The sequence below is a fragment of the Streptomyces sp. NPDC017890 genome (assembly GCF_044328675.1).
Classification (GTDB): domain Bacteria; phylum Actinomycetota; class Actinomycetes; order Streptomycetales; family Streptomycetaceae; genus Streptomyces.
Genome location: NZ_JBIRHU010000009.1, coordinates 62,857 through 83,990, shown reverse-complemented (window position 1 = coordinate 83,990; position 21,134 = coordinate 62,857). Strand labels below are relative to the sequence as shown.

At 71.7% G+C, this 21,134-nt stretch carries 14 protein-coding genes; 4 read left to right on the top strand and 10 right to left on the bottom strand.

The genetic code is table 11. From position 1 onward, the window contains the following. Nucleotides 1-6 precede the first annotated feature (6 nt). From ACH4F2_RS13845 to ACH4F2_RS13830, 4 genes are all read right to left on the bottom strand, one after another. Nucleotides 7-1,326: an APC family permease gene (locus tag ACH4F2_RS13845; protein WP_398132934.1), complete on the bottom strand. Its 1,320-nt coding sequence runs from the start codon at nucleotides 1,324-1,326 to the stop codon at nucleotides 7-9. 29 nt (nucleotides 1,327-1,355) lie between these two features. Further along, nucleotides 1,356-2,525, bottom strand: coding sequence for a homoserine O-acetyltransferase (locus tag ACH4F2_RS13840; protein WP_398132933.1), 1,170 nt, complete (start codon nucleotides 2,523-2,525; stop codon nucleotides 1,356-1,358). 35 nt (nucleotides 2,526-2,560) lie between these two features. Continuing rightward, complete coding sequence (locus tag ACH4F2_RS13835; protein WP_398132932.1) at nucleotides 2,561-3,895, bottom strand: O-acetylhomoserine aminocarboxypropyltransferase/cysteine synthase family protein; 1,335 nt, start codon at nucleotides 3,893-3,895, stop codon at nucleotides 2,561-2,563. A 215-nt stretch (nucleotides 3,896-4,110) separates the two neighbouring features. Beyond that, nucleotides 4,111-5,640, bottom strand: coding sequence for a flavin monoamine oxidase family protein (locus tag ACH4F2_RS13830; RefSeq protein ID WP_398133088.1), 1,530 nt, complete (start codon nucleotides 5,638-5,640; stop codon nucleotides 4,111-4,113). Between the two features lie 276 nt (nucleotides 5,641-5,916). Between ACH4F2_RS13830 and ACH4F2_RS13825 the strand changes: the two genes are divergently transcribed. Then, nucleotides 5,917-7,449, top strand: coding sequence for an aldehyde dehydrogenase (NADP(+)) (locus tag ACH4F2_RS13825; protein WP_398132931.1), 1,533 nt, complete (start codon nucleotides 5,917-5,919; stop codon nucleotides 7,447-7,449). Nucleotides 7,450-7,662: 213 nt separating this feature from the next. After that, nucleotides 7,663-8,289: a LuxR C-terminal-related transcriptional regulator gene (locus tag ACH4F2_RS13820; RefSeq protein ID WP_398132930.1), complete on the top strand. Its 627-nt coding sequence runs from the start codon at nucleotides 7,663-7,665 to the stop codon at nucleotides 8,287-8,289. A gap of 315 nt (nucleotides 8,290-8,604) precedes the next feature. Here the strand turns inward: ACH4F2_RS13820 and abc-f are convergent, their stop codons facing one another. Continuing rightward, complete coding sequence (gene abc-f, locus ACH4F2_RS13815) at nucleotides 8,605-10,263, bottom strand: ribosomal protection-like ABC-F family protein (protein WP_398132929.1); 1,659 nt, start codon at nucleotides 10,261-10,263, stop codon at nucleotides 8,605-8,607. Nucleotides 10,264-10,502: 239 nt separating this feature from the next. Here abc-f and ACH4F2_RS13810 point away from each other — a divergent pair, with 239 nt between their 5' ends. Further along, nucleotides 10,503-11,276 carry a polysaccharide deacetylase family protein gene (locus ACH4F2_RS13810; protein WP_398132928.1) on the top strand — a complete coding sequence of 258 codons (774 nt, stop codon included), beginning with the start codon at nucleotides 10,503-10,505 and terminating at the stop codon, nucleotides 11,274-11,276. Nucleotides 11,277-11,354: 78 nt separating this feature from the next. On the opposite strand, the gene ACH4F2_RS13805 is transcribed toward ACH4F2_RS13810, so the two are convergent. The 4 genes from ACH4F2_RS13805 to ACH4F2_RS13790 all read right to left on the bottom strand — a co-directional run bounded on the left by ACH4F2_RS13805 (nucleotide 11,355) and on the right by ACH4F2_RS13790 (nucleotide 16,864). Further along, nucleotides 11,355-11,864 carry an inclusion body family protein gene (locus tag ACH4F2_RS13805; RefSeq protein WP_398132927.1) on the bottom strand — a complete coding sequence of 170 codons (510 nt, stop codon included), beginning with the start codon at nucleotides 11,862-11,864 and terminating at the stop codon, nucleotides 11,355-11,357. Between the two features lie 61 nt (nucleotides 11,865-11,925). Continuing rightward, entirely contained in the window at nucleotides 11,926-13,779 is a 1,854-nt protein-coding gene (locus ACH4F2_RS13800) for an alpha-keto acid decarboxylase family protein (RefSeq protein WP_398132926.1), read from the bottom strand. Then, entirely contained in the window at nucleotides 13,776-15,830 is a 2,055-nt protein-coding gene (locus ACH4F2_RS13795; protein ID WP_398132925.1) for a flavin monoamine oxidase family protein, read from the bottom strand. Before ACH4F2_RS13795 ends, ACH4F2_RS13800 begins: the two co-directional genes overlap by 4 nt. 401 nt (nucleotides 15,831-16,231) lie before the next feature. Next, complete coding sequence (locus ACH4F2_RS13790) at nucleotides 16,232-16,864, bottom strand: glyoxalase (protein WP_398132924.1); 633 nt, start codon at nucleotides 16,862-16,864, stop codon at nucleotides 16,232-16,234. Between the two features lie 164 nt (nucleotides 16,865-17,028). Between ACH4F2_RS13790 and ACH4F2_RS13785 the strand changes: the two genes are divergently transcribed. After that, nucleotides 17,029-19,449 carry an esterase-like activity of phytase family protein gene (locus ACH4F2_RS13785; protein WP_398132923.1) on the top strand — a complete coding sequence of 807 codons (2,421 nt, stop codon included), beginning with the start codon at nucleotides 17,029-17,031 and terminating at the stop codon, nucleotides 19,447-19,449. Between the two features lie 97 nt (nucleotides 19,450-19,546). On the opposite strand, the gene ACH4F2_RS13780 is transcribed toward ACH4F2_RS13785, so the two are convergent. Then, nucleotides 19,547-20,836 carry a phosphatase PAP2 family protein gene (locus tag ACH4F2_RS13780; protein WP_398132922.1) on the bottom strand — a complete coding sequence of 430 codons (1,290 nt, stop codon included), beginning with the start codon at nucleotides 20,834-20,836 and terminating at the stop codon, nucleotides 19,547-19,549. Nucleotides 20,837-21,134: the final 298 nt, after the last annotated feature.

The window sequence follows — 21,134 nt, the reverse complement described above, 5'->3', positions numbered from 1 at the left end:
CCTGGATCAGCCGACGACGGATTTCGAGGACGCGCTGCCGCTCTCCTCCACGACCGGTGCGGCGCCCGCGGCGGAGGGTTCGGCGCGCCCGGCCGTGAAGCGCTGGAACAGCTTGGCGCCGACGGCGAGGGAGACGGGCAGCAACAGGTACCAGCCGAAGAAGCAGAGGACGACGACGACCGCGGCGAGCGAGACGACGGCGCCGAGACGGCCGAAGGTGCTGCCGCGCAACAGCTTGACCGCGGCCGAGAGGCCGGCGACGTACACCGCGACGAAGCAGGCCGAAGCCGCGGTCATGATCGGGTCGAGCCGGATGTCGAAGACGGCAGCGCAGACCAGCAGCACGGCGGTCAACGAGGCGAGGACGACGAGGCTGTGCTTGGGAACCTCGCCCGCGCGATGGCCCTTGCCGAGGAACCGGGGGAGATCGCCGTCCCGGCCGAGGGCGGCGCCGAGCCGGGAGCCGCCCGCGATGTAGGCGTTCACGGTGGCGAAGGTGAGCAGCGCGGCCGCGCCGGCGGTGACCGCACGGGCGGAGTCGCCGAGGCCCCGTTCGAGCAGGAGCGTCAGGGGCACCGCGCCACGGTCGGGGTCGGAGCCGAGTACGGCCATCGACGTGATCGCCACGCCCAGGTAGAGGACGGCTATGGTGACGATGGTCAGACCGGTGACGACGGGTAGTTGCCGGCGCGGATTCGAGAACTCGCCGGACAGGTGGGAAACCGCCTCCCACCCGGAGAAGGCGAAGAAGAGCAGGGTCGCGGCGTGGCCCACGGCCAGCCAGCCGTGCGGCGCGAACGGGGTGAAGTTGTCGGCGGTGGAGTCCGGTGCCGCGACGGCGATGGCCACGACCATCAGTGCGGCCAGCATGCCGACGAGCAGCAACTGCAGGCCGCCGGAGAGCTTCAGGCCCAGCCAGTTGCTGACGTAGGCGCCGAGCAGCAGGGCCGCCGCGACGGCCAGCGACATCCGGTAGCCACCGCCCAGCGCGTCGGCGACGTAGGAGCCTCCGACGATGGCGGCGCTCGCGGTGCCCACGGGCACGGCGAAGTAGAAGAGCCAGCCGACGGGAGCGGAGGTGCGGGCCCCGAACGCCTTGGCGGCGAAGGTGGCGACACCGCCGCCGCCGGGGTAGCGCATGCCGAGCGACGCGAAGGCGCTGGCGATCGGTACGCAGAAGGCGACCATCAGGGCCCAGGCCACCAGGGAGGCCGGGCCCGCCTCGCGTGCCGTCAGGGCGGGCAGGGCCAGCACGCCGCCACCGAGGACCGCGCCGACGTACAGGGCGGTTCCCTGTGCCACGCCGATGCGATGGCTGGAACTCATGTCTTCTTCTTTCCGTGGGGTCGGTCGGGTCAGCTGGAGACGAGATCGTCGCGCAAGGCGCCGGGCCGCAGGTCCAGGTCGTTGAGGAATCGGTCCGTGGCGGCCAGCAGACCGGGACTCTCCAGCAGGAACGCGTCGTGTCCGGCGTCGCTCGCCTCGTCCTGTCCGTGCTGGGCGGCAAGGCCGCGGGCCGCGAGTTCGGCCCTGATGTGCACGCTGTGCTCGGGGCCGAAGAGCCGGTCGGAGGCGAAGCTGTAGAGCAGGACGTCGGGCGGTGCGGTGACGGTGTGCAGTCGGTCGGGCACGGCGAAGGCGTCGAAGTGGTCCATGGCACCCATGAGGCGGAGGTAGCTGTGCGCGTCGAAGCGGCGCAGGAACTTGTGCGCCTGGTGTTCCAGATAGCTTTCGACGGCGTAGTCGCCCTGCGCGAAGGGCGACGGATCGGTGCGGGTGCCCCCTTTGCGCGGCGCGCGCCCGAACTTGCGGTGCAGTGACCGCTCCGAGAGATACGTGAGGTGGGCGATCATCCGGGCCGTGCCGAGGCCCGCGCGCAGGCCGGTCTCCCGCGCGAGTTCCGGGGCGACGGCGGCGCTGCTGCGGATGGCGTGCCGTGCGACCGCGTTCCAGGCGAGGTTGTCGGCGCTCTGCCGCGCGGTCGCCGAGATGACCGCGAATCCGTCGGCGTCCCGCGGGTGGCGCAGCAGCCACTCCAGGGCCTGCATCCCGCCGAGTGATCCTCCGACGACCGCGCGCAGCCTGCTGATCCCCAGGTTGGCGAGCAGGGCGCGGTGGGCGTGAACCATGTCGGCCACGGTGACCTCGGGAAAGGCCTCCCCCTGGACCGTGCCGTCGGGTCCGGTGGCCCAAGGCCCGGTGGTGCCCGCGCAGCCGCCGAGGACGTTCGCGCAGATCACGAAGTACCTGCGCGTGTCCACCGGCCGGCCGGGACCGACCATCGTCTCCCACCAGCCCGGGATGTCGCCGGCGTGGCGGCGTGCCGGGTGCGAGTCGCCGGTCAGAGCGTGGCAGACGAACACCGCGTTGTCGCGTGCCTCGCTCAGCCGGCCGAACGTCTCGTACGCGACCTGCACCGGGGCGAGATGAGTTCCCGAGGTCAGACGTAGCGGACGGTCGCCCGCGAAGAGCGTGACGAGCGACAGATGAGTGCTGGTCGGCGCGGGCCAGCCCGTGAACAGCACAGTTCCCCCCTGAAATCGTGTGCGGCTCGGCGTCTCTAGACAGCGGCCAGTGCCTGGCCGAGGTCGTGGATCAGGTCGTCCGCGTGCTCCAGACCGACCGCCAGGCGGACCGAGCCCTGGGTGATGCCGGCGCCGAGCAGGTCCTTCTCGGGCAGGTGGGCGTGGGTCGTGGAGGCGGGATGGGTGGCGAGGGAGCGGACGTCACCGACATTCGTGACGTGCGAGAACAGCTTGAGCCCTTCGATGAAGCGGGCCCCGGCCTGCCGTCCGCCCTTCAGCTCGACCATCACCATGGGCCCGAACTCGCCGCCCAGGTACCGCTTGACCTGGTCGGCCTCCGTTCCTTCGGCGAGGCTCGGGTGGCGCACCAGGTCGACCTTCGGGTGGCCGGCGAGGAACTCCGCGACCGCGAGCGCGTTGGCCGAGTGCGCCGGCATGCGCAGCGGCAGCGTTTCGATGCCCTGGAGGATGAGGAAGGCGTTGAAGGGGCTCAGGCACAGACCGAGATCGCGCAGCAGGGTCTCGCGGGCCTTGAAGAGGTAACTGCTACGGCCGCGTGTGTCGGGGAGTTTGCGGCACTCCTCGCCCCAGATGACGTTCCCGTACGCGGGGTCGGGCTGGGTCATCTGCGGATGGCGGGGGGAGTTGTCCCAGTCGAAGTTGCCGCTGTCGACGATGATCCCGCCGATCGCCGAGCCGTGGCCGCCCAGGTATTTGGTGCCCGAGTAGGCGGTGACGGCGGCGCCGTGCTCGAAGGGGCGGCAGGTGAACGGCTGGAGGGTGTTGTCCATGATCAACGGGATGCCGTGGCGCCGGCCGATCTCGGCGACCTCTGCCATGGGGAAGATCCGCAGGCGCGGGTTGGGCAGGGTCTCGCCGAAGTACAGCCGCGTGCGGTCGTCGGTGGCCTCCTCGAAGTTCTTGGGGTCGGCCGGGCTGACGAACCGGGTGTCCACGCCGAGGCGCCTGAGCGTCGCGCCGAGCAGGCTCCAGATTCCGCCGAAGAGTTCGTTGGAGGAGACGATGTTGTCGCCGGCCTCGACGAGGTTGAGGATCGCGAGTGTCACCGCCGCGTGCCCGGAGGCGGTGGCGAGGCCCGCGACGCCGCCGTCCATCTGGGCCATGCGCTCCTCGAGCACGTTCAGGGTGGGGTTCCCGAGGCGGGTGTAGGCGTGCCCGTTGCCTTCGAGTCCGAAGAGTCCCGCCGCCATGTCGGCGTTGGGGAACTCGTAGGCGGCCGTCATGTAGATCGGCGTGATGAGCGGCGGGTTGACGCCCATGCGGACGTCCCGGCCGCCCTGGATGGTCGCCGACTCGCGCCGGGCGTAACCGCGGCTGTCGAAGAGCGCTGCTTCGTCGGTGGACAGCATGTGGGAGGACCTTTCGAGAGGCATGGCAAGGGAGGGAGTGGGGCGAAGGGTTCGGAGAAGCGGGGGCTGAGAGCAGGCCGATGCGTGGGGGCGGAGGGCGGGTCCGGCACGTCAGAGAAAGGTCATGGACTGGTACAGCTCCTCAAGGCGCTGATTGACGCGACGCAGCCGGCGCACGATCCGGCCGAGGAGCCTGCGCGGCCCCACGGCCCAGGTCATGTGCGGACCGACCGCTGATGCAGCAGCGACACCGCTCGTCGGGCGGAATCGATGGCTCCGGCCTGCCAGCCGATGTAGTGCGTGAGCCAGTCACCCGCGAAGTAGACCCGCCCTGCGGGCTCGTTCAGCAGGTCGTAGGCGGCGGTGGAGTTCTCCGGCCACTCGATCCAGCCGCCCTCGATGTGCGGTATCCGGTGCCAGGCGACGACGAAGCCCGACGCGAGCTCCTCGCGGTAGGCCGGTCCGTGGATGCGCTCTCCCAGGGCGACGGCCCGTGCGATGCGTTCACGCGGCTCCAGCTCGGAGAACCTCAGCGCGTCCTCGCGGTAGTGGTAGTACCCGACCACCACACCGCGCTCGGAGTGGAACCCGTGCGAGGGGTACCAGACGTGGGTCAGCGGCAGATCGGTCTCGGTGATGCCGCCGTAGATGCGGTGATCCTCCTCCCACCAGCGGCGCCGGTACTCGAGGCCCAGCTTGCCGACCGCCAGGGGTGCGGGTGTCCGCAGCGCCGACTGCACTGGGGACCCCAGGTTGTGCGCCGTGCGCGCCAGGACGTGGGGCGGCAGCGCAGCCACGCAGTAGTCGGCCCGCTCCGTACGCTCCCGGCCACGCGCGTCTGAGTAGCGCACCTCAACACCGGTGTCGAGGGTGCGGATCTCGTGCACCACCGACCCGTAGGAGATGCGCTGCTCACCGACCCGGTCCACCAGGGCGTGGACGATCCGGTCCATGCCGCCGACCGGCTGGAACATCATCATCGCCTGGTCGTAGTCGGCCTCGAAGGAAAGGTACCGGCCGCTCCCCCGGGCGAAGTATTCCGACAACGACGGCAGCGGACCGTACGGCTCGCCCGTCGTGTCGGCCGCCCCGGGCGGCACGTGGTACCCACGGCGGGGGCCGCCCCTGTAGGCCCAGTCGTCCACGCGCTTGCCGATGGCCCCGAAGTCGCCGAGGAAGGCCAGCAGCCGCTCGCGGTCCTGGGCGGTCAGCTCTCTGTCGAGCGCGCGCCGGTCGACCGCCTTGGCCAGCAGTTCGGACACGTAGCCGTGGGCGTCGGCCTTCACCGTGCGGTGCCGCAGGGGGGTGCCCACCTGGTCCAGGTAGACGTACGCGTCACCGTTCTGGTTGGCGAACGGCTCGATGGGCACCCCGAGCTCGCGGCAGTAGTCCAGCGTCACCATGTGCTGCGCGATGCGCGCGGGCCCCGCGTTCAGGTACTGCCCCTCGGAGAACCGGGCCCGTTGGACACGGCCGCCCAGCTCCCGCTCCTCGGTGCCGGCGCGCACCGTCCAGTTACGGCCGCCCGGGCGCGCTTTGGCCTCCAGGATCCGGCAGTCGTAGCCGGCCTTCCCCAGCTCGTACGCTGTGGTCAGCCCCGTGATGCCCGCGCCCAGGACCACGACCTTCGGCGCCCTGCGCCCACCGGTGAAGTCGCCCTCGCGGGGCGGCTCATAGGCCGGCCCCGGCTGGGCCGCCCGCGCGTCGGGGGCCAGACCCAGTGCTCCCATGGTCGCCCAGAGCATCCCGGCCCCGCCCGCGACCCCCACGTTCCGCAGGAACTCCCGTCTGCTGCCGTACGCACTCGTCACCGCTGCCTCCGCCTCATGCGCTCTTCGTGATGCCAGAAGGATCGGCAGCAGGCCACCCGGCGGGAATGGCAGCTCGATCGGCCGGTCGGCGTGCCCGATCGGTTACTGCCCGATCGGGCACCCCGACCAGGCGGCCGAGCAGCCCTCCCCGGCACCCGTGCGACGCGGGGAGGCTGAGCCCGCCGAAGAGACGATGAGACCGACGAGGAGTTGGCGATGAGCGAGGTGTACTCCATGGACCCGCGCACCGGGTTGACGGTGGAGCTGGTCGCGCAGGATTCCGACGCACAGGAGGTTGCCCGGGTGTGCGAGGCGGCGGCGGACGCCGCCGTGGATCTCGACCGCATGGGAGCGTCCGGCCGGGCGGTGCTGCTGGAGGCGATCGCGGCCGAACTGGAGAGTGACGGCGCGGCCCTGGCGCGGACCGCCGACCGGGAGACCGCACTCGGCGAGGAGCGGCTGACCGGCGAACTCGCCCGCACGTGCGACCAGCTGCGCTTCTTCGCCCAAGTGCTCCGCGAGGGGTCCTACGCCGATGTGGTGATCGACCGGGCCAAGGAAGCGGACAACGCCGGACCGGGGCGGCCCGACATGCGGCGGATGCTGCTGCCGCTCGGCCCGGTCGCTGTCTTCGGGTCCAGCAACTTCCCGCTCGCGTTCTCGGTCGCGGGCGGTGACACCGCCTCGGCGCTCGCCGCGGGCTGCCCTGTCGTGGTCAAGGCCCACCCCTCGCACCCGTCCACCAGCCTCATGGCGTTCCGCGCGGTGACCCGGGCCGTGGCCGCGACCGGTGCGCCGGTCGGCACGGTGGGGATCGTCTGGGGCTTCGAAGCCGGCCGCGCGCTGGTCCTCGACCACCGGATCAGGGCCGTCGGCTTCACGGGCTCGCTCACGGGCGGCAGGCATCTGCACCAGCTGGCCGCGTCACGCCCCGAGCCGATTCCCTTCCACGGGGAACTGAGCAGCCTCAACCCGGTCTTCGTGCTGCCCGGCGCCGCCCGCGAGCGGGCCGAGTCGGTGGCCCTGGGGTTCGTGCAGTCCTTCGCCTTCGGGCACGGCCAGGTATGCACCAAGCCCGGGCTGCTGCTCGTCCCGGCCGGTGACGACGGTGCGCAGCTGCGCGCCGAAGTGGCCCGCGCCGTGGCCGCGATCGGCCCGTCGTGGCTGCTCAACGACGGGATTCGCACCATGTTCCGGCAGGGTGTGGAGCGACTCTCGGCGCTGCCCGGCGTGCGTACGGCCGCCGTCGGACGGCCCTCGGACGACGACGAGCGACTGGTCGCCGCGTCGCTGGTGAGCGTGGACGCCAAGGAACTGCTGCGGGGCGGGACACCGCTGCTGGAGGAGTGTTTCGGCCCGTTCGCCGTGCTGGCCGAGTACCAGGACTCCGCCGAGCTCGAAGAGCTCGCCGGGGTGCTGGGCGGGCAGCTGTCCTGCGCGGTGCACGCCGTCGAAGACGAGTGGGAGTCGGCGGGGCGGCTCGTCGACCGTCTCACCCGGACCTGCGGGCGGATCGTCTGGAACGGGTTCACCACCGGGGTGGCCGTCGGCTGGGCCACGCACCACGGTGGCCCGTACCCGGCGACGACCTCCCCGGAGCACACCTCGGTCGGCGCCGCGTCCATCGCCCGTTTCCTCCGTCCCGTCTGCTACCAGTCCGTGCCCGATGCCCTGCTGCCGCTCCAGCTGCGCGACGCCAACCCGCTGGGGCTGCCGCGTCGCGCCGACGGGACACTCAGCTGACACAGCCCAACTGGCTTACTGTAGAAAGGGCTTGCACACGTCACCTTCCGACGTCACACTGACTACCGCTTGTTACGTGCCCGCCGCTGCCCCCGTGGGGCGGTAGCCCGCCGCCACCGTGGAGCGGTCAGCGTCGACCATCCGCTCTGACCGGCGAGGACCGACGTACGAGGGGGAAGCTGCATGTCAGCGGCTGCAGTATGTGTGTCAGTCATGACCAGAAGCGAAGTGCTCCGCATGGGGGTGCGGGCCCTGTTGTCACGCACCCCGGGCGTCGCGTCCGTCCGCGACGACGCGTACGACCCGCAGGCCGCCGCGGCCATCGACTTCACCGAAGTGGACATCCTGCTGCTGTCCTGCCCCCGCCAGGAGTGGGTCCGCCAGGCGGCCGCCCGCGCAGGGGCGGCCGGGACGAAGGTGCTGCTCCTCCTGGACGAGCACATGATCAACGACCCCGACTCCATCCGCGGGGTCGTCGCTCACGGCGTACTGCTGAAACACGCACTGACGGCGGACGCACTGGCGCTCGCCTTCGACCAGGTCCGCAGCGGCGGCTTCCCCCTGCCCTCCGCGTTCTCCCACGCGCTGACCAGGCAGGCCCCCGACCCGGCCGCCGGCAGCCGCGAGCGCATCGCCACGCTCACACCGCGCGAGCGGGAAACGCTGCACCTGCTGGTGGAGGGCCTGAGCAACAAGCTGATCGCCCGCCGGCTGCGGATCTCGGAGCACGGCGTGAAGCGCCTCGTGGCCAACATCCTCGCCAAGATGAACTGCCCCAACCGCACGCAGGCGGCGGCCATCGCCGTACGTGAGGACGCCGACCAATTGAGCCGGGCCTGACCTTCCGGGACCTGGCGCCGTGAACCGCCCGACCGGGAAGCCACCACGGGTCGACGCCGGTCGGGTCAGAGCCACCGGCTCTTCTTCGGCGGCATCGGCTCGTTCTTCCTCGCTCGTTCTCCCTCGCTCGTGCTTCTGGCCGTCGTCACGCCACGGCCGATGCGTGAGGGCCGGCCCGCCCGCCCCGCGGCTGCCCGGCTCCGGGGCGGCGGGTCGAGGACCGCACCACGGCACCGGCGCACTGCCCCGGCATCGCGGTCGCGGCACCGTCCGCCCCCGCGGTACGGGCAGACGCCGGGACCGTTCCCGTCCCGGTCACGTGGCCGGGGTGATCTCGAGGACGGTTCCGGGCAGGGCCGACCGCAGCCGCCGGTCGTGGGTGACGACGACGAGCGTTCCCTCGTACGAGGTGAGGGCCGCCTGGAGCTCCTCCACCAAGGAGGGCGAGAGGTGGTTCGTCGGTTCGTCCAGCAGCAGCAGGTCGTACGAGCCCGTGACCAGGCGGGCGAGTTCGAGGCGGCGGCGCTGGCCGGTGGAGAGGTCCCGTACGGGCCGGGTCAGGTCGGCCTCGCGGAACAGGCCCAGGGCGAGCAGCTCGTCGGCGCGGTGCTCGCCGAAGGCCGCGAGCAGGGAACGGCTCTCCTCTTCGGGGGAGGCCGGCGCCGCCACCTGGCGCAGGATCCCGGCCCGTGCGGGCCGTCGCACCGTGGCACCCGGCTCCGGGGTCAGTTCGCCCGCCAGGACCCGTAGGAGCGTGGTCTTGCCCGCACCGTTGGGGCCGGTCACCAGGAGCCGGCCGCCTGCGGGAACACGGAGCGAGTCCAGTACCAGGCGCCCGGGTACGCGCAGGCCCTCCACCTCCACCGCGCGGTCCGCCGATCCCTCGATGTCCGCGGAGAACCGCAGCGGCTCGGGGGGCGCGGGCACCGGGTTCCCGGTGAGCCGCTGCAGCCGTTCGCGCGCGTTGCGGACGCGGCTCATGGCCCCGTGTGCGCGGGAGCGGGCCCTGAAGGCACCCGCGCCGCTGAACGCCCAGGGCCCTTTGCGCGGGATCGCATCGAGGCGGCCGATGTGGGAGTCGGCGAGCCGGGACTGACGGGCCACCTCGGTGCGCCACTGCTCGTACTCCCGTTCCTGCGCGGCGCGTTCGGCGGCCTTGGCGACGAGGTATCCCGGGTAGCCGTCGCCGTAGCGGCGGACCGCCCGTGTGTTCTGGTCGACCTCCAGGACGGTGTCGGTGACCCGGTCGAGGAACGTCCGGTCGTGGGTGACGGCGACCAGCGTGCCCCGGTGGGCACGCAGCCGCTCCTCCAGCCAGGCCACGGCCTCGTCGTCCAGGTCGTTGGTGGGCTCGTCCAGCAGCAGCAGTTCGGGCGCCGAGGCGAGCGTCGCGGCCAGGGCGAGGCGGGAGCGCTGGCCGCCGGAGAGGGTGCCGATCCGCCGCGACCGGTCCAGACCGGCCGGCTCGCCGAGGTGGCGCAGGGTGATGTCGACGCGGCGGTCGGCGTCGTACCCGCCGCGTGCCTCGAATTCCGCCTCGAGTGCGGCGTACCGGTCGTGGACGGCCGGGCCGGCGCCGTGGAGCGCGGCACCGGTCGCCCGCATCCGCCGTTCCAGGGTGCGCAGTTCGGACAGCGCCAGGTCGATGGCGTCGCCGACGCACGCCGTTTCCGGCAGGTCGAGTGTCTGCGCCAGATGACCCGTGCCGCCGGGTGCGACGACGCGGACCTCGCCGTTGTCGGGTCGCACGGTGCCGGCGAGCAGCCGTAGCAGGGTGGACTTGCCGGAACCGTTGTCGCCGATGACCCCCGCCTTCTCGCCGGGGCGGACCGTGAAGGACACCCGGTCCAGGACGAGGTGGTGGCCGTAGCGCTTGCTGACGTCAAAGACGGTGAGCTGGGAGAGGGCGGTTCGGGCGGCGGGCGACGCTTCCGGAGCACGGAGCAAGTGGTGTCTTCTTTCGTGAGGATACATAGACGAGACGTTCCGTATCGCTTCACCGAAGATAGCCCACCCGCCCCCATCACGCAAGACGCCACGTCTCGCCAACCGGTCGCGTCCACGGAACCGCTGGTCGTCGAGTTGTCGCCGAACTCCGGCGGGATTGTCCGTGATCGGTAACAGACGCATCCCATGGGCACCGTTCCTCGTCCTGTCAGGTGGTCTCAAGGCGACCGAGGATCGACGGGCGACGGCGGGGAAGCGGGGCGGACATGGCACGGCACGGTGGCGGGCGGGGCTGGTACGGCAAGGTGGCCGGGGCGGCGCTCGGGGTGACGGTGCTCGCCGTCGGCGCCTCGGTGTGGACCGCGCAGGCCGGCTCCGTGGACGGCCCGCCGCCGAAGGCGACCGCGCCGGCCACGCCGGGTGGCGACTCCGAGCCGGTCGACGCGACCATCGTGCACGCCTCGGACGCGGGGGCGCGCGGCGTCAACATCACCATCGACGACGGCCCCGACCCCGCGTGGACCCCTCAGGTACTCGATCTGCTGCGCGAGCACGGGGTGAAGGCCACCTTCTGCGTGACAGGGATTCAGGCACAGGCCCACCCTGACCTCGTGAAGGAGGTCGTCGCGGCCGGACACCGGCTGTGCAACCACACGGTGTCGCACGACACCGCCATGGACAAGAAGTCCGAGGCCTACCAGTCGAAGGAGATCCTCGACGCCGAACGCATGATCACCGAGGCCTCGGGGGGCGTACGGTCGATGTACTACCGGGCACCCGGCGGGGCCTTCACCCCCTACAGCCGCGGACTGGCCGCCTCCCGGGGCATGCGCCCGCTGGGCTGGAACGTGGACACCAAGGACTTCGAGCAGCCGGGCGCCGACGCCATCGTCGCCACCGTCGAACGAGAGCTCCCCAACGGGCCGACGATCCTCTTCCACGACGCGGGCGGCGACCGCACCCAGACCGTCGAGGCCCTGCGCCGCGTCCTGCCCTGGCTCAAGGAGCAGGGCTACTCCTTCGGCTTCCCCGTGCGCTGAGCCCCCGGCCGCCGGGGGGCCGGACGAGCCCGGCGGTGGGGGCGGACCCGGTGCCGGCCGCCGCCCCCACCTGAGCCGTCAGGGGTTCTCGATGGTGATGAAGGGGTCCCACTGGAAGTACCCCTTCAGCTGCCGGTGGCGGTCCAGGATCTGGAAGTAGAAGTGGTACACGACCTTGCCGGTCCTCTTGACCGTCGTCCGCCAGTAGTGGTCCTGGTAGTTCTGCGTCACGAAACCCGGGCTGCCTTCGCTCCCTTCCTGCGGCATCGGATAGACACCGTCGATCACCTCGATCTCCGGCGTCCTGATGAGCACGTGCTGGCTGTCGCTGCTCACGTACCGGTACAGGAGTGCCTTGTAGTCGGTGCCGAGCGACAGCGTCGTCTCCCGCCACCTGACGCTGTCCCCGGGTTCGGCCCGGAGGTTCAGCTCGGCGCCCGACGTGCCGATGACGTGGTCCTGGCGCGTCGTCATGTAGATCAGGCCGTGGTCCACGTGGGTCGGCACGTCGGGGTTCCTGGACGCGTTGGGGTTGCGCTCGACGATGGTGGCCGCGTCGAACGCGATCAGTACGTTGAGATCAGCCATTTCCTGCCTCCTTCGGATACGACGGACAGGGCGGACAGGGCGGATACGGCGGTTACGGCGGTTACGACGGGCGGGGCGTGGCGGGCTTCGGCACCTTGTACGCCATCGCCCGCGGGTAGTCGTGCCGGCGCAGGCGGACGCGGACCAGCAGCGGTCCGGCGTTGACCGGGTCGGCGGGGTCGGTGAGGCGGGCCAGCAGGGCGTCCAGCTCGGCGGTGTCCGCGACGCAGACCCCGTTCGCCGGGGTGTCCTTGCCGGCGAACACGGCGGCGAGACGGTCGTAGTGCCACGGGTGGAGGACGTTGTAGAAGTCCGGGCCGGCCTGGTCGTCGTCGGCGTAGTAGGACGGGTGGACCAGCATCTGCTCGATGCCGTAGAAGTGTCCGTTGTCCATGACGAACACCACCGACCGCAGCCCGAGCCGGGTGTGGGTGGAGATCTCCTGACAGGTCTCCTGGAAGGCACCGTCGCCGACGAACACCATCGGGCGGGCGGGTGTGCGCTCGGGGGCGAGCGCGGCACCGGTGGCCGCGCCGACCGACCAGCCGATGGACAGCCAGCTGACCTGGGACAGGAACCCGCCCGCGGGCAGCGACAGGTTCATCGAGCCGATGAGGGAGAAGGCGGCGTCGGAGACGACCGTCCAGTCCTCCCTGCTCTCGTGGCCCAGGAAGTGGTTGATCCGGTCGAACACGCCGTCGTAGGTGAGGTGCCCGGGATGTCCTCGGTGCCGGGAGTGCGAGCCGCTGATGTGGAGGGAGGCCCGGTGGTCCTCCAGGGCGGCGGGGCGGCCCTCGGGCGCGCCGTGGTGGGCGTGGGCCTCGGCGTAGTAGTCGGCGGCCAGGCCGCCCGAGCCGTACGCCTTCACCAGGGCGTCCTGGAGGGCGGGCAGCAGCTGTTCGAGCTGGACGTCGGGGAAGTAGGAGGCGCCGACGCTGACGCCGCCGTTCGCGGCCATCACCCAGTCGCCGCCGACGCACTGCTCGCCGCCGAGGTTCTTCGAGGTGGACCAGGCGCCGAGCCCGATCCGGCAGGTGGCCCAGTCCTTGAAGACCCACCGCACGTCCGGGTGGCTGGCGTGGCCGTTGTACACGCCGTGGAACTGCGGCAGGTCCTCGTCGACGACGGCCTTGGCGCCGACGGTGGTGCAGAACGGCACTCCGGTGGCCTCGACCAGGTCGGTGAGCCGCCCGCCGAGGCGGAACCGGTCGATCTCCTCGCCGGCCCACACCACCGGGCGGGGCCTGCCGTCCGGGCCGGGATGGTCGTCGATCAGGGTGAGGACCGCGGCGACGGCGCTGTCCAGCATGGTCTGGCCGCGTGCGCCGAACGGCCGCTCGCGGCGGCTGATCGGCTCCCGGGGCTCGGCGCAGGGCTCGTCCCACAGGTCCTCCATGACCTCCAGGTAGACGGGCCGGCGCTCGGAGAGGCACGCGGTGAGCGCGGCGTCGATCTGGGCGGGGGCGAGACCCGGGTTGGAGATGACCTGCGCGTCCACGGTGACCTGCCGGTAGACGTCCAGGTTGCTCTCCGTGCGGGGGCTCATGTGGGAGGTGAGCAGGCCGAGGGCGCGCTGGTTCTGCCACTGCTCGTAGGGCGGGGAGGCGTTGACGGCGATGAGCGGGACCCGTTCGACGTAGGCGCCGCCGCAGGCGTTGAGGAGGTTGAACGCGCCCACGCCGTAGGTGACGGCGGCCGCGCCCACGCCGTGGATGCGGGCGTAGGCGTCGGCGGCCTGGCCCGCTCCGCCCTCGGTGGGGGTGCCGACCCACTCGATGTCGCCCTCGGCGCGCAGCGTGGTCAGGAACGGACCCAGGTGGTTGCCGGGAACGCCGAACAGGTGGGTGATGCCCAGTTCGGCCAGGCGCAGGGCGAGGTAGCGGGCGACCGTGCACCCGGGGTTGATCGCGATCACGACGAGTGTTCCTCCGTGTCCGGCCCCGGGACGGTGACCGGTGGGGCGTGGTGGACGGCTACGGCGGTGCGGACGGCGCTCTCCAGGGCGCCCTCGATCCAGGCGTGTTTGAGGGAGGTGTGTTCCCCGGCGAAGTGCACGGGGCCCTCGGGCCGGGAGACGTCCAGGTGGAAGCTGGTCATCTGGTTGGCGGTGTAGATGGCGGCCTCGCCGAAGGCGTACGGGTCGCGGGCCCAGCTCTTGGTGGCGCCACGGCCGCTGAAGAACACCTCGATGCGGCGGCCGTGCAGGGCCTGGAGGTTGCGCAGGGCGTAGACGTAGCGCTCGGCGGGGCGCATGGAATCCCAGCGCGCGGCGTCGTCGGACCAGCAGTACGAGGCGAGCACGACGCCGCCGGCGGAGCCCTCGACCCGGTGCGAGGGGTAGTACGTGAACCGGTTGGGGTTGTCGGTGGCGGAGCCCCCGCCGAAGCAGTGGGTGGCGGGGCGGACGGCGGGGCCGCGCAACGGCATGGTGCTGTCGATCCGCCGCATCTCCTCGGTGACGCCGCTGTCCTTGACCGCGGCACCGAGCAGGCCGGTGAACGCCGGGGCGGGCCCGGTGCCCGTGCTGACGAGTGTGAGACCGCTGTCCGCGTCGGCGCCCCGCCGGTAGTGCTCGTACAGTCCCGGCGAGACGCGGTCCAGCTCGCCGCGCCAGTCGTCCTCGGTGAACTCCCACCACCGGTGACTGAACTCCAGCAGCACCTTGGTGGCCTGGTCGTAGTGGGTCTCGATGACGGCGCGGCGCTTCTTGTACGACATCGAGGGGACGATCTCCACGAAGCGCAGCGCGGAGAACGGGACGGTGACGATCGCCAGGTCCGCGGTCCACAGGCGCGGCGGGGCCTCGGGGTCGTTCTCGGCGACGGTCTGCACGGCGACGCCCCAGCCGTCGGGGCCGACGGCTCCGGTGCCCTCGGGGTCGGTGTCGCGGCTGGGGTCGTGGTATTCGAGGCGGATCATGCGGTGGCCGAGCCGCACCTCGTCGCGCAGGCCCTGGTGGAGGGCGTGCGGCAGGCGCCAGCTGCCACCGGGTATCTCCCAGTAGCGGACGGCGGGGTTGATGTCGCTGCGGCTCAGGAAACTGTGGAAGAAGGAGAGGTGGAGCCGCGAGGACATGTTCTCCAGCGTTCCGACGGCCTCGACCGCCTCGTCGCTGAGTCCGGCGTGGTCGCGCAGGAAGCCGCCCATCGAGTAACCGTCGAAGTCGCGGATCACCCGGGCCCAGCCCTCGACCCACGCGTCGAACGGTTTGTTGACGCGTTTTCCGTCGACGATGTCGGAGTAGTAGTCGCGCACGCTCTCCAGCGCGTCGTCGACCATCTTCACGACGGGGGCGCGGACCTCGTCGTCGGTGAGGTGGAAGCCCTCGTTGAGCCTTTCGGGACCGGTGGTGTAGTCGGCCCGCCGCACCTGGACCCGGTTGGCGCGGATCCAGGAGTTGCCGCGCTTGTCGGGTTCCCGGTAGTCGGGGCTGTCGTCGCCGTAGGTCCAGGTCCGGCCGGTGAAGGAGGTGTACGTGACCGGCGGGACGGGGACGTCGGGGCCGCTGCCGGTGGAGGGGTCCACGTCCACGTTGTAGAACTGGCGGCGGCCGAGTCCGAGCTTGTCGACGAGGGCGAGGACGAGCGGGTGGAAGTCGGGCAGCCGCATGGCGCCGGCCTCGGCGTACTGGGCCGGGTCGGCGAAGGGCTGGTGGTGCTTGGTGGCGCGGAAGGTCTTGATGCGTCCGCCGACGCGGTCCGCGTTGGCCTCGAGGATCGTGACGTCGTGGCCGGCGTCCTTGAGCAGGCGGCCCGCGACGAGGCCGGTGATGCCGGCGCCGACGACGAGGATCTTCTTGCGCGGGTGGCGGGTGGTGCCGAGGCGGCCGGTGTCGATCAGGGTGTGGAGGTAGTCGAGCTTCAGGTCCTTGCCGTCCGGGCCGACGAGAAGGAGTTCGCGGGCAAGTCGGAGACAGGTCTGCCAGCGCGCACGCGTGGCGGAGTTTTCCCGTGGATTGTCGGTCATAGCTTGCGATCGTAGAGATGGAGAAACGGTTTCCCGGTTTCCTCCGTGGACAAAGTCCAAAAAGCGCCGATCACGCCGCTTGACGTGAATTCGGCTTGCCCGATTTCCCCACGACGGGCAGATGGTCCGCCAGGGGCGGATGAGGAAAGAGAAGCAATGCCGAATCGATAATCCGATTACGGAATGCGGGCTTCCTGGTGCCTCATTTGGTAAGTGGTGCCGCAGACCGACCGGGGCGGGAAGGGTGCCGGGACAGTGGTTTTCCGCCCCGTCGCCGCCCCGTCGCCGCCCCGTCGCCGCCGCGGCGCTGCCCCGTCGCCGCCGCGGCGCTGCCCCGTCGCCGCCGCGGCGGCCCTGCATGCACCGGGCCCTGCGGGCGCCGCCAGGTGCGGGCGCCGCGGTCAGCCGGTGACCGCGACCGGGGCGGTGGGTTCCCAGACGAAGCCGTCCGGGTCGCTGAACGGGCGGTCGGCGCCGGAGAGCACGAGCCGGTGCGAACCGGTGCCCTCGGCGGGAACGCCCGCGACCTTGGCCAGGCCACGGCGCTTGTACAGGGACAGCTTGACGGTGCCCGGCCCGGTGGCGAACTCGACGTACTTGCCGCCGAAGCTCTTGCCCACGGTGAGGCCCTGCTCGACGTAGAACCGCTTGCTGGCCCTCACGTCCTCGACGCCCAGCAGAAGCACGAGTTCGTCGACGTCCCGCGTGACCGGGCCGGTGTCCTTCTTCGCTGACGTCGCGATCTGCCAGATCGTGCCGTCCGGGGCCTGGACGACGCCGCCGTAGCCCCACAGCGACTTCGCGGCGGGCTTGAGGGCGGTGGCGCCGGCGTCGAGGGCGGCGCCGACGAGTGCGTCGACGTTGCCCGGCTGGGACACCACGAGCGACAGGGTGAAGCCGCGGAAGCCGGTCGTCGGGGCCTCGGAGGCGCGCAGGCGGACCCGCGACGGGTCCAGCCCGAGGGCGGCGGAGCAGAAGTGGGCGGCCGCCTCGGGGTCGGCCACCTCCAGGGTGACGGAGTCGATGGAGTTCATGTCTTCGACGGTACGGACGGCCGGGCCGCCGGCGCTTCTCGAAAACTGACCATGCCGCGCGGGCCGGCGCACGCGATCTTCGCCGGTTGTTCATTCGGCGGTCCGGCCTCCCTCGTCAGCGGCTGAAACGATTCGGCGTCGCAGCGGTCCGTAACGGAGGAACGATGTCCCCGAAGAGCAGGAGAACCGGCGCCGCGTTCGCGGCCCTCGCCGTGGCCGCCGGTACCCTCGCGGGCGCCGGCGTGGCCGGCGCGGACCAGCGCGAGCGGGGCCACCACCGGCCGCAACGGCCCGCGGCCCCGGTGGCTTTCGAGCGCACCGCCACCTACCCCGTCTTCCGGAACCGGCCGGCCGGCGAGGACCCGGCCGCCGCGACCGTCGCGGAGATTTCGGCGGTCAGCGAGGACGGGCGCACCCTCGTCCACACCGACGCGGCGGCCCGGCGGATCGGCTTCCTCGACATCGGCGACCCCGACCGCCCGCGCGGCCTCGGCACCCTGTCACTGGCCCGGCTCGGCGACGCCGAGGACGAGCCGACCTCGGTGTCCGTGGTCGGCCAGTACGTCCTCGTCGTGGTGAACACCAGCGCGAGCCACACCGAACCCTCCGGCCGGCTCGACGTCATCTCGCTGCACGACCGCGAACGGGTGGCGAGCTTCGACCTCGGCGGGCAGCCCGACTCGGTCACGGTCAGCGAGGACAAGCGGTACGCGGCGATCGCGATCGAGAATGAACGGGACGAGGAGGCGGCCCCGCCCGGCGGCGAGGAGGGCGACCTCCCCCAGCCGCCGGCCGGCTTCGTGCAGATCGTCGACCTGAGGAAGGGTGTCTCTCCCGCGCGCTGGCGGACCCGGGCCGTTCCCCTGACGCGGGCCGACGGCACGGCGCTGCCCGTGCTGGCCGCCGCCGGGATCGCCGCGCCGACCGACCCGGAGCCGGAGTACGTCTCCGTCAACGGCCGCGGCCAACTCGCCGTGACGCTGCAGGAGAACAACGGCGTCGTCCTCATCGACCTGCCGACCGGCCGGATCACCAAGGCGTTCAGCGCCGGTACGGCGACGGTGGACGGCATCGACACGGTCGAGGACGGCACGATCGACCTGACCGGGTCGGTCACCGACGTGCCGCGTGAGCCCGACGCGCTGGGCTGGATCGACGACCGCTACCTGGCGACCGCCAACGAGGGCGACTGGCGCGGCGGCACCCGGGGCTGGTCCGTCTTCGACAGCCGGACCGGGAAGGTGGTCTGGGACGCGGGCAACGGCTTCGAACGGCTCGCCGTGCGGTACGGGCTGTACGACGAGGGCCGGTCCGAGAACAAGGGCACCGAGCCGGAGGGCCTGGCGATCGCCGAGTACGACGGCGTGCCGTACGCCTTCGTCGGCTCGGAGCGCGGCAACTTCGTCGCCGTCTACGACGTCAGCCGGCCGGCCCGCCCGGTCTTCCGCCAGGTGCTGCCCACCACCAACGGCCCCGAGGGCCTGCTGCCGATCCCGTCGCGCGGTCTCCTCGCGGTCTCCAGCGAGGAGGACGACGCCGAGGCGGGCGTACGGGCCACCGTGAGCATCTTCCGGCTGGGCCGAAGCACGCCCGGCAACCCGGTCTTCCCGGGCATCGTCTCGGCCACCGAAGCCACCCGAACCACCGGAACCACGGAAGCCACCGGATCCACCGGCACCATCGGCTCCATCGGTTCCACCGGCGCGCCGATCGGCTGGGGCGCGCTCGGCGCGCTGTCCGCCGTACCCGGCAGGCCGCACCAGCTGTACTCCGTCACCGACGCGGCGTACTCCACCACCAGGATCCTGACCGTCGACACGGCGCGCGCGGGCCGGCCGGCGGTCGTCACCCGGGCGCTGACCGTCAGGGACGCCGCGGGGCAGCCGGTCGGCTACGACGCCGAGGGCATTTCCACCCGGCCGCGGGGCGGGTACTGGCTCGCCGTCGAGGGCGGGACGGGCGCGGGCAACCGGCTGGTCCGGCTCGACCGCGACGGGGTGACCCGGCAGGTCGTCCCGCTGCCGGCGGACGTCGCCGCGGGTCTCGGCAAGCAGGGGCTGGAAGGGGTCGCCGCCACCACGGACCGGCGCGGCCGCGAGGTGGTCTGGGCCGCACTGCAGCGCGAGGCCGAGGGCGACCCGGCGGGGGTCGTGCGGCTCGGCCGGTACGACGTCGAGGCCGGCACATGGAGCTGGTACGGCTACCGGATCGGGGCCACGACCACGCCGGGCGACTGGATCGGCCTCTCCGAGATCACCGTGGTCGGGGACAGGCTGGCGGTCGTCGAACGCGACAAGCTGAACGGGCCGGCCGCCGCGGTCAAGCGGATCTACACCGTCGACATGCCGGGGTCGGCGGCGCCTACGGGGTCGCTGCCCGTGCTGACCAAGAGGCTCGCGTACGACGTCCTGCCCGCGCTGCGGGCCACGAACGGCTGGACCCAGGAGAAGCTCGAAGGACTGGCCGTGGCCGGCGACGGCCGGGTGTACGCCGTGACCGACAACGACGGCCTGGACGACGCCACCGGGGAGACGGTCTTCCTCGACCTCGGCTCCGTCAGGAACGTCTTCGGCCGGCGCGGCTGACGGCGAGGATCCGGGCGGTCGCCGGTGAACGGCCGGTGACCGCCCGTTCCGAGCCGGGTGCGGAAGAAGAGGCGCCGAAGAACCCGCGCCGGGAATGTCAGGCCAGTTCGAGTCGGGGTTCCGGCTGCCGCGCCGGTGCCGCGCTTTCCGGTTCCCACAGTCTGGTGGTCCGCACATATCCGTACACCACCGAGGCCATGGCCAGAACGAGAAGCGGCCCGAACACCCACGGACGTGCGGCCATTTCCACCGGCAGATACCGGGCCGACGCCAAGAGCGCGGCGAAGACCACTGCACCGTAGGCGACCAGCTTGATTCCCGACCGGTCCCAGCCGCGGTCGAACGTGCGCAGCGCCGCCTCGATCGTGACCGCGAACACCACGCCCGCGAGGATGTCCATGCCGTAGTGGTAGCCGAATCCCAGCGTCGCGCCGAGGGTGGCGATAAGCCAAAACGTTCCTGCGAAGCGCAGGACGCGTGGGGCCCTGCGGGAGTGGATGAAGATGACGGTGGCCCACGCCGTGTGCAGGCTGGGCATGCAGTTGCGGGGCGTGACGTCGTCGTACGTCCACGGGTGCGGGGCGCTGACCGGCGGTGGCGTGTGCGGCCACAGGTCGGCCATCGCCCACTGCTCGCCGCCGGTGCCGAACGCGCCGGTGCCGTAGGTGAAGACCGGTCCGACCACCGGGTAGATCATGTAGACGGCCGGCCCGAGGAGGCCTATCACCAGGAACGTACGCACCAGGTGGTGGCCCGGGAAACGGCGCTCGGCCGCCACGTTGCGCAGCTGGTACAGCGCGACGACGACCGCGGCCACCGCGAGCTGGGCGTAGATCCAGTCGAGCACGTGCTCGCCGACGGGGCCCGTGGCGGCGACCATCCGGCCCGCCAGCCACGACGGGCTGCCCAGCGCGTGATCGGCGATCGCCACGTACGGGTCGAGCACCTCCGGGCGGGTCTTCGACGTGACCAGCAGCCAGGTGTCGCCCGTCTTGCGGCCGGCCACCAGCAGCAGGCCCAGCCCGACCCCCTTCAGCAGCAGGACCCGTTCCCGGCCGGTGCGGCGCGTGACGGCGATGACCGCGCAGCCCAGAATCACCCACAACGCGCCGTTGCCGAAGGAGTGGCCTTCGCTCACCCCGGCGTCGAAGACCCACCGCACCAGCAGGAAGGCGGTGTCGATACCGATCGCGGCACCGGCCGCGACGAGCCGTTGCCGCCAGGTGAGCACCACCATCATCAACGCCATGCTCGCGTACAGCAGCGGCCCCGAAGCGGGGGCGAACACCACCTCCTTCGCCTGGTTGGTCAGCGGCCCCGGCAGGCCGTAGCGACGCGCGGCGACCTCCAGCGCGATGGTGAAACCGAGGGCCGCCACACCCGCCACGGCCCAGAGTCTGGTACGTGGTTGCCCCCAAGCGGAGAAGGCATTTCTCCGCTTTATTCGTGAAAATACCTGTGATGGCATTTGTCTCAATCTTCATGGTTCCGGAAAGCAGCAAAGCAGCCGTCGGCAGAAAAGACGGGAGGATTACATTGCGGGTTCCGGTCCTGAATTGTCGAGGCCGGCGTCCCGCCTCCGGGGCGCGGAAGGGGCGACGCCCGGAAGGCGCCGCGACGCGGACGTCGGAGTGCGGGTGCGGTGACGCTGGGGCACCTCGGGCACGTCGACCCCGCCGTCACGA

Excerpts from the sequence above, each read along its gene's own strand:
- ACH4F2_RS13845 (WP_398132934.1), bottom strand. The coding sequence starts at position 1,326 with ATGAGTTCCAGCCATCGCATCGGCGTGGCACAGGGAACCGCCCTGTAC.
- ACH4F2_RS13790 (WP_398132924.1), bottom strand. The coding sequence starts at position 16,864 with ATGAACTCCATCGACTCCGTCACCCTGGAGGTGGCCGACCCCGAGGCG.
- ACH4F2_RS13835 (WP_398132932.1), bottom strand. The coding sequence starts at position 3,895 with ATGCTGTCCACCGACGAAGCAGCGCTCTTCGACAGCCGCGGTTACGCC.
- abc-f (WP_398132929.1), bottom strand. The coding sequence starts at position 10,263 with ATGTATCCTCACGAAAGAAGACACCACTTGCTCCGTGCTCCGGAAGCG.
- ACH4F2_RS13785 (WP_398132923.1), top strand. The coding sequence starts at position 17,029 with ATGTCCCCGAAGAGCAGGAGAACCGGCGCCGCGTTCGCGGCCCTCGCC.
- ACH4F2_RS13830 (WP_398133088.1), bottom strand. The coding sequence starts at position 5,640 with ATGCTCTGGGCGACCATGGGAGCACTGGGTCTGGCCCCCGACGCGCGG.
- ACH4F2_RS13820 (WP_398132930.1), top strand. The coding sequence starts at position 7,663 with ATGACCAGAAGCGAAGTGCTCCGCATGGGGGTGCGGGCCCTGTTGTCA.
- ACH4F2_RS13795 (WP_398132925.1), bottom strand. The coding sequence starts at position 15,830 with ATGACCGACAATCCACGGGAAAACTCCGCCACGCGTGCGCGCTGGCAG.
- ACH4F2_RS13810 (WP_398132928.1), top strand. The coding sequence starts at position 10,503 with ATGGCACGGCACGGTGGCGGGCGGGGCTGGTACGGCAAGGTGGCCGGG.
- ACH4F2_RS13805 (WP_398132927.1), bottom strand. The coding sequence starts at position 11,864 with ATGGCTGATCTCAACGTACTGATCGCGTTCGACGCGGCCACCATCGTC.